A 14,292-nucleotide genomic window follows, 5' to 3' on the forward strand; every position below is an offset into this window, starting at 1 on the left:
AATACGCCTTTGGTTTTCTTATATTTAACTTAGTTATCTCCGCAGACATCATGCCGACACTCAATGCAGATCCAGCAGAAATTCAGAAATTCAGTGACCTAGCTCATCGCTGGTGGGATCCAAATTCAGAGTTCCGCCCGTTACATGAAATCAACCCGTTGCGTCTGGAATGGATTAATCAACGCATTCCACTGGCAGGTAAAAACGTTATCGATGTCGGCTGTGGCGGCGGCATCCTCGCTGAATCGATGGCAAAAAAAGGCGCTATCGTGACCGGCATCGATCTCTCCGAGAAAGCCCTGAAAGTGGCCGATTTGCACGGTCTGGAGTCCGGCATCAGCGTACGTTATAAAAACATTCCCGCAGAAGAAATGGCTGAAGCAGAAGCCGGTCAATTTGATGTCGTCACCTGCATGGAAATGCTGGAACACGTACCCGATCCATCTTCCATCATTCGTGCCTGTACAAAATTACTGAAACCGGGTGGACATGTCTTTTTTTCGACGCTGAACCGTAATGTAAAATCGTATCTGTTCGCTATTATTGGCGCTGAGTACGTATTGCAGTTATTACCGAAGGGAACGCATGACTATGCCAAATTCATCACCCCGGCAGAACTTTCCCAAGATGTACGCAATGCGGGTCTTGAATTAAATGCAATGAAAGGCTTGAGCTACAATCCGCTGACAAAAATTTATTCATTAAATAACGATACCAGCGTCAATTACATGATTGCCTGCACCAAACCCGCTTAACTCAGATCATGTACAAACGGCATGCAAAGCCGTTTGTACATTCACCAATTCACGTATGCACAATCCTCAAGCAATTTTATTTGATCTCGATGGCACCTTAGCCGATACCGCACCGGATCTGGCTGCGGCCATCAATGCGATGCGTGCGCAGCGCGCATTACCTCCCGTGCATTACCTGAGTCTGCGTCCATTTGCATCTGCCGGGGCCAGAGGCTTACTCGGTGCGGGCTTCAATATCACCCCGGATGATGCCGACTACGAAGCGATGCGCATCGAATTTCTGAATACGTATGAATCTGCACTCGCCGTGCATAGCCACCTGTTTGAACACGTCACCACCTTGCTTCACGGACTGAACCAGCTAGGGCTTTGCTGGGGAATTGTCACCAATAAGGCGCAACGCTTCACGAAGCCACTGATCTCTCTGCTTGACCTGCAGGAAGCACGCTGTGTCATTTCAGGTGACACCACGCCTTATGCAAAACCACACCCCGCCCCGCTGCTGGAAGCTGCGCGACGCATTGGCGTACGCTCAGAACATTGTTGGTACATCGGGGATGATTTACGCGATATTCAGGCGGCCGAAGCCGCAGGAATGACCAGCATCGCAGCGGCATGGGGCTATTGCGGAGCGACCGAACCAACGCAATGGAAAGCCGATGCCATCATCGACAGTCCGCTGGAATTACTCGAACTGATCAGAGCCAAACATTTACAAGTTGCCACCTCTTGAATTCTTCGTGCAACATCGCATATAGGTTATACTAACGAAGCTTTGGGGACGACCTGGTTTCGACAGGGGTTGCAAAGCAGCGCAGGGCATACCGAGGCCAGACTACCTCGTAAATACAATCTGAACTATATAACTGCAAACGATAACTCGTACGCATTAGCCGCTTAATACCGGCTAACCTTACACCACCTCTTCCCTAGGGTGGGCTGGCAACAGCAGTAAGGACATTCATAGGGAATCGTCTTGAACCGGGTTACTTGGCGCAGGATTAAACTTAAGGTAACTCGCCTCATTGCAGCGTGTGCGTCCGCGTCAATGTGGTTAAATCAAATGGCAGCACTAAGTATGTAGAACTGTCTGTAGAGTGCTTCTGGACGCGGGTTCGATTCCCGCCGTCTCCACCAAATTACTGCAAATGCATCACAAAGTTTGACCAGAACCCGCCCTTCTTCATAGGAGAGCGGGTTTTTTATTGCCCATCGTCGCCCATTGTTAACCGGTAACTGCAATGCTCATATGCAGTCACTATCGCATCAACTCAGATTTTACGGTTATCTAGTCATCCTTCAAATTTTCGTGTGAACATCCCCGTTCACGACCAAGCAGGAGCATTAAAAATGCTCCATCGCCAGCGATTCATATCCGCTATCTTTTGGCGTATTTTTTGAGACACTTTTTATACGCTAAGCACTTCTGCTTTTTTCAATGCAATCATGCGGCGGATTTCCGGTACGCATGAGCCGCAACTGGTGCCGCAGCGCAGGCGGCTTTGCAGGCCAGCCAATACATCTGTGGGCGTTGCGTCATTCTGAATTAGCTCTCCATTCAGCGCATCCTCAATCTGGCTTTCAGCGACATTCAGACAAGTGCAGATCACTTTGCCTTTTGCCTGAAAACCTTGTGGCGTATTCGCGCCTGGCATCAGCAGCAAACGCCCCAGTTTTGCCACCGGCTCCTGCTCCATCAGATAAGGTTTCAGCCAGCTTTCGGCAGAGACATCGCCAGTCAATGCGACTGCCTGCAACTGTCCGTCACGAATCGCAATATGCCGCCCGGTGCCGCGCCGCTGATCGTCATAACGCAGCACGGCAGCGCCAGCGATGCCGAATAATTTTTCGATTTCCTGTACCAGTTCAGCAGTAGGCGCGACATCATCGGCCGCACGAAACAGCAAGCCGCTTTTTTCACGACCGAAAGGCACACAACTCGCATAAGCAAATTGCCGCAGATACGGGCGTAATACCTGTTGTAAGGCGAAGACCTGCGCCTGCTCCATCCAGCCAAACACCACAAAACGCCACGGTAATTCGGCTTTGATAATTTTCACTGCGGCATGTTTGAGTTCCGGCTGGCGCGACACAGAATCTGTCGCTGGCGACATCAGGGCATTCACGCCATACGCCACATGTTGTCCATGCCCGCGACCGGAAATAAACTCTTCGCCCCAATGCATGCCGATAAAGGTTTGCCCGGCGCGCAGATCATCGCTCTCGCTGACAGCAAAAATCTGCGTGCCACGACGATTGCTGACATGCACCAGATCGCCGTTTTTCAAAAAGCGCCGCTGCATATCCTGCGGATGCATATTGATCACGGGTTCGGCGGCATGTGCAAACAGTTGTGGCACAGTGCCAGTGCGACTCATCCCGTGCCACTGATCGCGCAGCCGCCCTGTCGTCAACGCAAACGGATGGCGCGGGTCTACTTTATCGGCCGTCACCTGATATACGGTATTCACAAAACGTGCGCGGCCATTCGGCGTCGCGAAAATATGATCTTCATACAGTCTTGCTTTACCGGCGCTGGCACCTTGTGGATATGGCCACTGCTGCGGCCCCTTTTCTTCTAATAATGCATACGATAAACCCGTGATATCGAGGTCGCAGCCACGCGTGCTGTCGCGGTGTTCATTCCAGATTTGTTCCGGCGTTTCATAAGCAAAATCCGGCTTGCTTTTATCCAGCAACAGCGCCAGTTTTTGCGCAAACAAAGTCGCAATTTGCCAGTCGTGTTTCGTTTCTGCCGGTGCCGCGAGTGCCGCATTCACACGAGAAATACGTCGTTCTGAATTCGTCACCGTGCCGGATTTTTCGCCCCAGCTGGTCGCCGGTAACAACACATCAGCATAAGGCACCGTCGCCGTCGTTGTATAGGCTTCCTGCACGATCACCATGTCGGCTTTTAACAGCGCCTCACGAATCAGATTTTGCTCGGGCATGGATTGCGCGGGGTTGGTACAAACAATCCAGAGCAGGCGGATCTGCCCTGCGCGCACTGCTTCAAATAATTCAACGGCCGTTTTCCCCGGCGTTGCCGGTACCTCGTCCACACCCCAGTATTGCGCGATGTCGGCACGGTCAGCGGCATTGCTCAGATCGCGATGCGCCGACATCAGATTCGCCATGCCACCGACTTCACGCCCGCCCATCGCATTCGGTTGTCCGGTCAGCGAAAACGGCCCGGCACCGGGTTTGCCTATCTGACGCGTTGCCAGATGCAGATTGATCATCGCGGCATTTTTTGCAGTACCGGATGAGGACTGATTCAGGCCCTGACAATACAAAGACAAGGATGCTGCCGAGCCGCCAAACCAGCGTGCGGCCTGCAGTAAATCGGCTTCCTTGATGCCGCAGGTTTGCGCGACCATCGCAGGGGTGTAATCGCGCACGGTTTGCCGCAGCTCGGCAAAGCCTTCGGTATGCGCTGCGATAAATGCGGTATCGATCAATTCTTCCCACAAACACAGATGCAACATGCCGTTGAACAGCGCCACATCGGTGCCCGGTAAAATCGCCAGATGCAGATCGGCGTCACGCGCGGTATCGGTGCGGCGCGGATCAGCAACGATAACTTTAAGCTGCGGATTATTTTTGCGTGCTTCCTCGATGCGGCGGTACAAAACCGGATGCGCAAAAGCCGTGTTAGAACCGGCGATAAAAATCACTTCAGCGTGATCGATATCTTCGTAACTGCACGGCGGCGCGTCGGCACCTAGCGTCTGCTTGTACCCTGCAACGGCGCTCGACATACACAGGCGTGAATTGCTGTCGATATTATTCGTACCGATCAAGCCTTTGGCGAGTTTATTGAAGACGTAATAATCTTCCGTCAGCAGTTGTCCCGAGATATAAAAGCCGACGCTGTCCGGCCCATGCTCGCGTATCGTCGCGGCGAATTTTTCTGCTATCAGATTCAGCGTGCTGTCCCAATCGCTGCGCACGCGCGGAAGATTTTTTTTTGTGCGGATTTCAGGATACAGCGCCCGCACTTGCTGCTGAATCACAGGCTGTGCCGACAAGTGCAACGTGCTGCCCTTGCTGCATAATTTTCCTGCATTCGCCGGATGTTCGGGGTCGCCGCGAACACCGGTGATCTGCGCGCCATCGGTCGCAATCAGCACGCCGCAGCCGACGCCACAATAGCAACAGGTCGATTTTATTTCCGTCATGCTTGCCCCTTGCTGCCTGCACTATGTAAATATACTCCCCCGGAGTATTTTTTAACGCCCTTTATTTATAAGGACATTAAGCATAAATATTAAAAAATAGGGGGGAGTATCTGTCTTTCTTTATTCCGGCGCTGCCGTGCGCAACTCTTCGGCATCCAGAAATACCCGCTCGTTTTCGACTTTCAGACGAAAGCGCTGGGTGCAACCTTCATCCGGCGATACCGCACAGCCGGTCGGCAATTCGATATTCCAGTTATGCAAAGGGCAGGCGACCCGCTCCCCGAAAACAATCCCTTGCGACAAAGGGCCGCCTTTATGCGGGCAGCGATCCAGCAAGGCAAAAATCTTGTTTTCACTGTTTCTGAAAATCGCCACATCCGGTTTGATCTGGCGTTCAACCACACGCGCACCGAGGACGGGAATATCCTCAACCCGGCACACCATTTTCCATTGTTCTGACATGCTGTTTCCTTTATCTGTTTTGCGATCAGCGGAGAGAATCACACCGTCAATGCGGTGAACTGCCGCGTATCGACTTGCGCTTTTTCAGGTGCATGCCACGGATCGCTCTCACCTTCCAGAGAAAACAACAAGCGCTGGTAAAGTTCCTGACGACGCTCTTCATCTTCCAGAATGATCTTCTTCACATAGTCGAGACCGACCCGCGCCAGATAATGCACGGTGCGTTCCAGATACCAGCCTTCCTCACGATACAGCTGCAAAAACGCGCCTGTGTATTCCATCACTTCTTCATGCGTTTTCAGCTTCACAAAGAATTGCGCAACCTCGGTTTTGATGCCGCCATTGCCGCCGACATACACTTCCCAACCGGAATCGACGCCGATCACGCCAACGTCTTTAATCCCCGCCTCTGCGCAGTTACGCGGGCAGCCGGATACCGCCAGCTTGACCTTATGCGGCGCATACATGCGTGCCAGTTCGCGTTCCAGTTGTTGTCCCATGAGGGTGGAATTCTGCGTGCCGAAGCGACACCATTCGCTGCCGACGCAGGTCTTCACGGTACGCAAACCTTTGGCATACGCCAGGCCACACGGCATGCCAAGATCGCTCCACACCGCCGGTAAATCTTGCTTTTTGACACCGAGTAAATCGATACGCTGACCGCCGGTGACTTTCACTGTCGGTATCTGATATTTATCGACCACATCGGCGATCCGGCGCAATTCGGACGCATTGGTTTCGCCGCCCCACATGCGCGGAATCACAGAGTAAGTGCCGTCTTTCTGAATGTTTGCATGCGAGCGTTCATTGATGAATCGTGATTGCGGATCATCAATCGCTTCGCGCGGCCAGGTGGAAATCAGGTAGTAATTCAGCGCCGGACGGCAGCTCGCACAACCATTCGGCGTGCGCCAGTTCATGAATTGCTGCACGGCTACCACCGTCAGTAAATGCTGCTCTTTAATCGTTTGCCGAACCACAGCGTGCGAATGATCGGTGCAACTGCACATCGCCTTGGCTTTCGGCGTTGATGAATAATCACCGCCCACCGTGAACATAATGATCTGCTCAACCAGCCCGGTGCACGAACCGCAGGAAGCCGAGGCTTTTGTGTGTTTGCGCACATCTTCCAGCGTGAATAAACCTTTTTCTTTGATCGCCTTGACGATAGTGCCTTTGCACACGCCGTTACAGCCGCAGACCTCGGCGCTGTCCGGCATCGCCGCGGCTTTGGTATGACCTTCGTGGCCGACATCGCCGGTATTCGATTCGCCAAACATCAGCGTGTCGCGAATCTCTGCAATATTTTTTCCTTCGCGCAGCAGTTTGAAATACCAGCTGCCATCCACCGTATCGCCATACAAACAAGCGCCGATCAGCTTGTCATCTTTGAGTACCAGCTTTTTGTAAACGCCGCCTATCGGGTCGGACAAAATGATTTCTTCGGTATCGTTGCCACCCATGAATTCACCAGCGGAAAACAGATCAATGCCGGTGACTTTGAGTTTGGTGGATGTCACCGATCCCTGATAACGACCGATGCCGAAATTCGCCAGATGATTCGCGCACACCTTGGCCATTTCAAACAAAGGGGCAACCAGACCATACACCGTGCCACGATGATTCACGCATTCACCGACGGCATAGATACGCGGGTCATAGGTTTGCATGGTGTCGTTGACGATGATGCCGCGATTGCAGTACAAGCCTGCGGATTCGGCCAGCGCCGTATTCGGACGTATCCCCACCGCCATCACAATCAGTTGCGCCGGAATTTCCAGCCCGTCAGTAAAACGTATCGCTTTGACCTGACCTTGTTCATCGCCGAGTATGGCTTCGGTATTTTTTTCGAGTAAAAAATTCAGGCCACGGTCTTCCAGAGACTTTTGCAGCATCTTGCCTGCCACCGGGTCGAGCTGCCTTTCCATCAGCCAGCCAGGCAAATGCACGACCGAGACCTGCATGCCGCGCATTTTCAGGCCATTCGCCGCTTCCAGTCCGAGTAATCCGCCTCCGATGACGACTGCATGCGTATGCTGTTCGGCAGCAGCGATCATCGCATTCGTGTCATGGATATCGCGATACGCGATCACGCCTTGCAAATCCTTGCCCGGCACCGGCAGCATGAAAGGCGTGGAACCAGTCGCCAGCAAGAGTCTGTCGTATTCGGTTTGCGTACCATCGTCCGCAATCACCAGCCGTTTCACACGATCGATACGAACGATTTTTTTCCCCAGATGCAGCGTGATATGGTTTTCCTCATACCAATCCACATCATTGAGCATAATGTCTTTGATGGTCTGCTCACCGGCCAGTACCGGCGACAATAAAATCCGGTTGTAATTGGCGTAAGGTTCGGCACCGAAGACCGTGACGTCATACAGATCGGGGGCGATCTTCAGTAATTCTTCGAGCGTGCGTACACCCGCCATGCCATTCCCGACCATCACCAGTTTGAGCTTTTTCATTGTATGTCCCTGTTCTGTTTTGATTGCCGGGCTTACGCCACATCTTTGGCAGGATGCGACTGACGGTGATACAAAAATTCCAGCACTTCACTGCGATACGCGGCATATTGCGGATTCTGTGACAGCGCCACACGATCACGCGGGCGTGGCAGATCGACATGCAGAATTTCGCCTATCGTTGCCGCCGGGCCATTGGTCAGCATGACGATGCGATCCGACAGCAGCACCGCTTCGTCCACATCGTGCGTCACCATCACAACCGTAGATTCAGTCTTGGCAACAATCTTCAGTAATTCATCCTGCAAGTGCGCGCGGGTCAGCGCGTCAAGCGCGCCGAAAGGTTCATCCATCAGCAAGACTTTCGGCTCGATGGCGAGTGCGCGGGCGATGCCGACGCGTTGTTTCATGCCGCCGGAAATTTCATTCGGACGTTTTTTTTCCGCATGCGTCAGCCCCACCAGTGACAAGGCATGCATGGTGCGCTTGATCAGCTTGGTCTTATTTTCAGACGCGCCGAATACACGTTCGACCGCCAGATAAATATTTTCAAAGCACGTCAGCCACGGCAGCAGCGAATGATTCTGAAACACCACGCCGCGCTCCGGTGAAGGCCCGGCAATCTCACGGTGCGCGCATAGCAAGGTGCCGGAGCTGGCTTTGGTCAGACCGGCAATCAGATTCAGCAAGGTCGATTTACCGCAACCGGAGTGACCAATCAGGGTCACAAACTCACCTTTAGCGACGTTCAGATTAATCTCGCGCAACGCATGAAAGCTGCCTTTGCGCGTATCGAAACGCATCTCGACCTGATTGACTTCTATGTACTTCTGATCGATTTCGCGCATTTTATTGCCTGCGGCATTGCTCATCGTTTCCATGTTCATGCTCCCGTATCTTCGTAGGTGAATGCGCGTGCCGCAGCAACCAGTATCTGTTCGAGTATCAGACCAACCAGGCCGATGACGATGATGGCAATAATGATGTGCGGTACATTCAGGTTATTCCATTCATCCCAGACCCAAAAGCCAATACCGACGCCGCCGGTCAGCATTTCTGCTGCCACAATCACCAGCCATGCAGTGCCAATCGCGAGCCGCACACCGGTCAGCATGTAAGGCAAGACACTCGGCAACAAAATGCGGGTGACGATTTTCCATTCCGACAGATTCAGTACCCGCGCCACGTTCATATAATCCTGCGGCACACGTTGCACACCGATCGCGGTGTTGATCACCATAGGCCAGATCGAGCAGATAAAAATCGACCAGATCGCAGCCGGATGCGCCGACTTGAAGACCAGCAAACCGATAGGCAACCATGCCAGCGGCGAGACGGGTTTCAGCAAGCTGATGACAGGGTTAAACATGCCGGATAAAAATGGAAAACGCCCGATCAGAAAACCCAGCGGAATACCGACAATCGCTGCCAGCCCGAAGCCCACCGCGACGCGTTTCAGCGAGGCATAAATATTCCAGCCTATGCCCTGATCATTCGGCCCGTTTTGATAAAACGGATCAGAAAAAACTTTGATCGCTTCCTGCAAAGTCACCCACGGCGAAGGGAAAGAGGAATCTTTCACCGCGATAATCGACCAGATCAACACCATCAGCGCGATGCCAAACAAAGGTGGCAATACTTTGAGTAACAAAGGCCGGAATGAACGCTGCACCTGCTTTACCGGCGCTGCTGCTGTGTTTGCGACTGTGCCTGCGGTTACCACTGCTGCCGTTGTTGTGGCTGTTACCGCGCTTGCTGAAGTGCCGTTGCTGATCTCAGCGGTAGTCAGTTTTTCTGTGGAACCGATTGCATCATGAACTAAGGTCGTCATACTTTCCTCCCGAAACCGCTTGTCAGGCTTTGATTTTGAACGAGGCGGCATACGCTGCAGGATTCTTACCATCCCACACCGTGCCATCCATCAGCTTGCTGCTGCGCATCACGTCTTTAGGCACATTCACCTTCGCCATCGCCGCCGCGTCTTTATAGATATCAATCCGGTTCACTGCTTTTGCCACCGCCAGATAATCCGGATCAGTCTTCAGCAAGCCCCAGCGTTTATGCTGGGTCATGAACCACATGCCGTCTGACAGATACGGGAAATTCACCGCACCATCGTTAAAGAATTTCATGTAATTCGGGTCGTCCCAGGTTTTACCCAGACCATTCTGATAACGCCCTAAAATGCGTTGATTAATCACATCGACCGAGGTATTCACATACGATTTGTCAGCGATCGTTTCTGCCATTTTGGTTTTGTTCGATAAGGACGCATCGATCCAGCGGCTTGCTTCCAGTATCGCCGCCGTCATCGCGCGCGCAGTGTTCGGATATTTTTTGGTGAATTCATCGGTGGTGCCGAGCACTTTTTCCGGATGGTCTTTCCAGATATCCTGCGTGGTTGCCGCCGTAATGCCGATGCCATCGGCAATCGCGCGGTGATTCCACGGTTCGCCGACACAATAACCATCCATATTGCCGACCCGCATATTCGCCACCATCTGCGGCGGCGGTACGGTAATGACCTTGGCATCTTTCAAGGGATGAATGCCATTGGCTGCCATCCAGTAATACAGCCACATCGCATGCGTACCGGTAGGGAAAGTCTGGGCAAACGTGTATTCACGTTTTTCGCGTGCCATCAGTTTGGCCAGACCAGCGCCATCCACCGCCCCCCGATCCGCGAGCTTTTTCGACAAAGTGATCGCCTGACCATTGTTATTCAGCGTCATCAGCACAGACATATCTTTTTTCGCGCCGCCTATGCCCATCTGTACGCCATACAGCAAACCGTATAAAACATGCGCCGCATCCAGCTCGCCATTGACCAGTTTATCGCGCACACTCGCCCAGGATGATTCCTTGGTCGGCACGATCTTGATGCCATACTTTTTATCAAAGCCCAGCACCGAAGCCATCACAACGGAGGCGCAATCCGTGAGCGGAATAAAGCCTATGCGCACTTCTGTTTTTTCTGGTTTATCCGAGCCCGCCGCCCAGACACCGCCGGTCGATAAGCCCATCATGCTGGCTCCCGCAAACACGCCCGCGCTTTGCAACAAGCTGCGACGCGGCAAATTAATCGTTGCTTCTTCATGGTGGGCTTCCTGATTCTGAGGTTGTTGCGGCTTAGTCATGTGCACTCCAGCGAATAAAAAATAATCCCAACAGGATTTACGCAAAACCGCCCCAGCTGCGTTATGGCTCTTAGCCGTACTATTCGTACTGTCTTCATCGCCATGCCTTGCCGGGACAAATTTGCGTAAGTCATAATCAAAAAACAAAAAAGGTGCCTGCCATCCGTTTTAAAAAACAGATGGAAAGACACCTTTGTCTGAACGACACCGCCGCCGTTAGCGGTGAACGCTGTATTCCCGGCAATTTCGTTCGCCGGTTGATTGGTCCTGCATTTTACTGACGCCATCGTTGGCGCTTGAATTTGTATGAGCAATTGCTGTGCCAGCAAGCGGCCAGAGTGAAATACGGTGAAAAAGCTAGGTTGCCAGCAACACCCAACGCACTTTAGTTGTGCGGCGCACCAAAGCAGAACATCCATGTGGCGCTATCCCAATAAATCCGAGGCATCCAGCAGACGCTGGGCAAGATCAACCAGTTTCATGTTTTTTTCCATCGCCTGCTTACGCAAACGCTGGTAAGCATCGTTCTCGGATAAATGATGGCGCTCCATCAGATAACCTTTGGCACGCTCTATGGTTTTACGCTCCGCCAGCCGGGCTTTGGTGTCGGATAATTCCGTGCGCAACTTCTGATCTGCATGAAACCTCGCCATCGCCACGTCGAGCACAGGCTTCACGCGCTCCGTTTGCAAGCCCGCCACCACATACGCCGACACGCCCGCTTCCATCGCCGCCGCCAGTTGCGAAGGATTGCCGTCTTCGGTAAATAAAACGATAGGACGCGGCGCATCGCGCGTCGCAAAGACCATGTGTTCCAGCACATCACGGGCATCGGATTCGGCATCGATGACGATCATGTCCGGCTGCAACTGCGCAATGCGCTCTATCATGTAAATATCACCCGGGATCGAGGCAATAATGTTGTAGCCCGCCTGCAGCAAACCTATCCGCAGCGCCCGCGACCGCGCTAGTTGTGCCTCCAGCGCCGCGCGTGCTTCAGCATCCGGCTCGTGCACGTCTTCCTGCAGATTCACGGTATTGACGACCACGATCTTCAGGCTGCTCTGTTCTGGCAAGGGATCAGACTTGGAAAATGGCATCGTCAGCGGAATGCTTTAAAAAAACTAAACGGAAAACGGACATGCAAGAAGCGAACCAGACCAGAGATCAATATCTGGTTCGCCAATTTATGTTGATCGCAGGCATGCATTAAAATGTCAACGTCAGCACCAGATGCCAAAACAAATCGCCAATAGACCTGTGATCGCTTCATTTTTTAACTCCGCTTTTCGATAATTTTTTTCACAAGACCATTGCCATGTCCCTGACCTCCCCGTTGCTCGCTGCTATTCCCGGTATTCAATATGGTTTCGGCACGGCACGCCATCTGGTGCCAAGCGCGCTCAGCCCCTATTGGCATCGCGTGCCGGAGAAAACGCAGGTACACGGAACGCAGATCGTCGAGATCACCAGCGAACAACAAATGTGCGGTGGAGCCGACGGTTTTTTTACCCGCCAGCCCGGCATCCCCGTCACCGTGATTACCGCCGATTGTGTGCCCGTGCTGTTTGCGCGGCGCGACGGTAAAGCGATTGCCGCTGTGCATGCGGGCTGGCGCGGTCTGCGCTATGGCGTGATTGGCGCGTTGTGGCAACGACTGCGCGCCGAAGGGGAAGACCCGGCAGACTGGGTTGCGGCCATCGGTTCGCATATCAACGCCTGCTGTTTTGAAGTCAGCGCAGAACTCGCACAGGAATTTGTCAGCGCGTTTGCAGACCATCCGGCCGAGCTCATCACGCCGTCTTACCGGCATCTGGATCTGAATGCGATTGCCGTCATCGAATTACAGAAAGCAGGCTTACAGCAGATCGACAAAGGCCATTCCTGCACGCTATGCAGCAGCCACACCGATGGCAAATTCCTGTATCGCAGCTACCGTCGCGGCGACCGCAATTCCCATCAGCATTCGGGCTTGGTAATACTCCCGTAATTCGCATTTTCAGGGGAGTATCTGCGTTTTTCGCCTTATTGTCAGTGTAAAACAAGGGGCTTTAAATATACTCCCTGGGGTATATTTTTAACCTGGAACTGATTCCGGTGAACATGTGGGTTCATCACAGATGCTGACCGGCCTGTTGTTTGGGCTCTTTGATTTGGACTCTTAATTTACACTCTTTGATTTGCGCTCGGTCGCTTCCGTCCGTCGGTACGAACGCGCCGCTCAGCGCGGCTTGCCATAAACACGTTCCGCATTTTTCCAGGCGATCATCTGCGCCTGTTCATCTGGCAGTTGTCCGAGAATACGACGCCAGCGACTGACGATGTGGCCGTATTTATCCCAGCGAAAATCTTTGTGCGCATCGGTGGCAAACATAAAGCGTGTCGGGAAACGATCAAGCAAAGCCCGCCATTCAGGAAGAATCACGCCACAGTCATCAACCATCGCGCCGCCAAGTTGCGAAGATTTTTCTTCGCTGCTGAGGCTGCGCTGGTCTTTTTCTGTTTTCGACAAACTGATGATGACATTCTCATGTTGCGACAGCACTGTTTCTGCCTGCGCCGCCGAGCCAAAGCCAGCGTGTGGCCAAATGAATGTCAGTTGCGGAAATTTTCCGTATAAGGCATGAAACACAGGCCAGTCGCGGTTCCAGTTATACACTTCCTAATGCGTCATCACCGGTGCCTGTAATATCTGCAGCTCCTGCATCAGTTGCAATACATTCGGTTTTTCGGCGGAAACGTAACGCTCACCGCTGGCGGTTTGTTCACCATGAGATTTATCGCCATGCGCAAACATGATTTCGCCGACAAACTGATAAGGCCCATCCCGTAACCCGGACAAAGTCTGGCGCAGATACATCGCTGACACATCGCCCCTCAAATCAAACCATTTGGGTGTACCGATAATAAATTTCTGCGGAAAATTTTTCTTCAGCGCCAGAACATCGGCATCGCCGTTACTTTTATGAGTCAGACGCGCGAACAATGCCATCCCCTGCACGCCTGACTTGTCCATCTTCGTCAATACCTGATCGTACATTCCACGATCAATCTGCGCCATCGCGTCAAACAAGACACCATGATATTTGACAGATTTCTCTTCGGATTCACACATCGCCAGCGCAGAAACAGAAATAGTAAGGCCGGCGATCATAAGCAAAAAGCGTTTCATATTGAGACAAGCTTTCCAAAACAGGGATCAAGCGAATTTCAAAAGTAATTATTATGTTCGCACGAAAACACGCTCATCGTCGACGCAAATGAATGCAGTCAGAACAGAATCAACAGATAA

The 14,292-nt window shown here is 52.5% G+C and carries 12 protein-coding genes and 1 other RNA gene; 4 read left to right on the forward strand and 9 right to left on the reverse strand.

Annotated elements, in window-relative coordinates; genetic code table 11:
- Positions 1-50 precede the first annotated feature (50 nt).
- The 3 genes from ubiG to ssrA all read left to right on the forward strand — a co-directional run bounded on the left by ubiG (position 51) and on the right by ssrA (position 1,892).
- The gene (gene ubiG, locus ACOTSW_RS04110; protein WP_423681159.1) at positions 51-755 is read left to right on the forward strand and encodes a bifunctional 2-polyprenyl-6-hydroxyphenol methylase/3-demethylubiquinol 3-O-methyltransferase UbiG; all 705 of its coding nucleotides are present in this window, start codon (positions 51-53) and stop codon (positions 753-755) included.
- Between the two features lie 55 nt (positions 756-810).
- Positions 811-1,488 (forward strand): HAD family hydrolase, encoded by a 678-nt coding sequence (locus ACOTSW_RS04115; RefSeq protein WP_423681160.1) that lies wholly within the window; start codon positions 811-813, stop codon positions 1,486-1,488.
- A 44-nt stretch (positions 1,489-1,532) separates the two neighbouring features.
- Positions 1,533-1,892: a transfer-messenger RNA gene (gene ssrA, locus ACOTSW_RS04120) on the forward strand.
- Between the two features lie 272 nt (positions 1,893-2,164).
- On the opposite strand, the gene ACOTSW_RS04125 is transcribed toward ssrA, so the two are convergent.
- The 7 genes from ACOTSW_RS04125 to ACOTSW_RS04155 all read right to left on the reverse strand — a co-directional run bounded on the left by ACOTSW_RS04125 (position 2,165) and on the right by ACOTSW_RS04155 (position 12,100).
- Positions 2,165-4,936: a molybdopterin-dependent oxidoreductase gene (locus tag ACOTSW_RS04125; RefSeq protein WP_423681161.1), complete on the reverse strand. Its 2,772-nt coding sequence runs from the start codon at positions 4,934-4,936 to the stop codon at positions 2,165-2,167.
- A 120-nt stretch (positions 4,937-5,056) separates the two neighbouring features.
- Positions 5,057-5,398 (reverse strand): nitrite reductase small subunit NirD, encoded by a 342-nt coding sequence (nirD, locus tag ACOTSW_RS04130; RefSeq protein ID WP_423681162.1) that lies wholly within the window; start codon positions 5,396-5,398, stop codon positions 5,057-5,059.
- A gap of 38 nt (positions 5,399-5,436) precedes the next feature.
- Positions 5,437-7,866, reverse strand: coding sequence for a nitrite reductase large subunit NirB (gene nirB / locus ACOTSW_RS04135; protein ID WP_423681163.1), 2,430 nt, complete (start codon positions 7,864-7,866; stop codon positions 5,437-5,439).
- 32 nt (positions 7,867-7,898) lie between these two features.
- Positions 7,899-8,711 (reverse strand): ABC transporter ATP-binding protein, encoded by an 813-nt coding sequence (locus ACOTSW_RS04140; protein ID WP_186897153.1) that lies wholly within the window; start codon positions 8,709-8,711, stop codon positions 7,899-7,901.
- A gap of 35 nt (positions 8,712-8,746) precedes the next feature.
- Positions 8,747-9,694: a nitrate ABC transporter permease gene (gene ntrB / locus ACOTSW_RS04145; protein ID WP_423681164.1), complete on the reverse strand. Its 948-nt coding sequence runs from the start codon at positions 9,692-9,694 to the stop codon at positions 8,747-8,749.
- Positions 9,695-9,716: 22 nt separating this feature from the next.
- A complete protein-coding gene (locus ACOTSW_RS04150) occupies positions 9,717-11,000 on the reverse strand; it encodes a CmpA/NrtA family ABC transporter substrate-binding protein (protein ID WP_423681165.1) in 1,284 nt (427 codons plus the stop codon).
- A 425-nt stretch (positions 11,001-11,425) separates the two neighbouring features.
- Entirely contained in the window at positions 11,426-12,100 is a 675-nt protein-coding gene (locus tag ACOTSW_RS04155; protein WP_423681166.1) for an ANTAR domain-containing response regulator, read from the reverse strand.
- Between the two features lie 218 nt (positions 12,101-12,318).
- On the opposite strand from ACOTSW_RS04155, the gene pgeF reads away from it, so the two are divergent.
- Positions 12,319-12,990, forward strand: coding sequence for a peptidoglycan editing factor PgeF (gene pgeF / locus ACOTSW_RS04160; RefSeq protein ID WP_423681167.1), 672 nt, complete (start codon positions 12,319-12,321; stop codon positions 12,988-12,990).
- A gap of 231 nt (positions 12,991-13,221) precedes the next feature.
- Here pgeF and ACOTSW_RS04165 read toward each other — a convergent pair whose 3' ends face one another.
- Positions 13,222-13,659 carry an amidohydrolase family protein gene (locus ACOTSW_RS04165; protein ID WP_423681168.1) on the reverse strand — a complete coding sequence of 146 codons (438 nt, stop codon included), beginning with the start codon at positions 13,657-13,659 and terminating at the stop codon, positions 13,222-13,224.
- Between the two features lie 3 nt (positions 13,660-13,662).
- Positions 13,663-14,172, reverse strand: a complete 510-nt coding sequence (locus ACOTSW_RS04170) for a hypothetical protein (RefSeq protein WP_423681170.1) — start codon at positions 14,170-14,172, stop codon at positions 13,663-13,665.
- Positions 14,173-14,292 lie beyond the last annotated feature (120 nt).

This window comes from Undibacterium sp. WLHG33, assembly GCF_049544815.1.
In the GTDB taxonomy this organism is placed as follows: domain Bacteria; phylum Pseudomonadota; class Gammaproteobacteria; order Burkholderiales; family Burkholderiaceae_D; genus Undibacterium.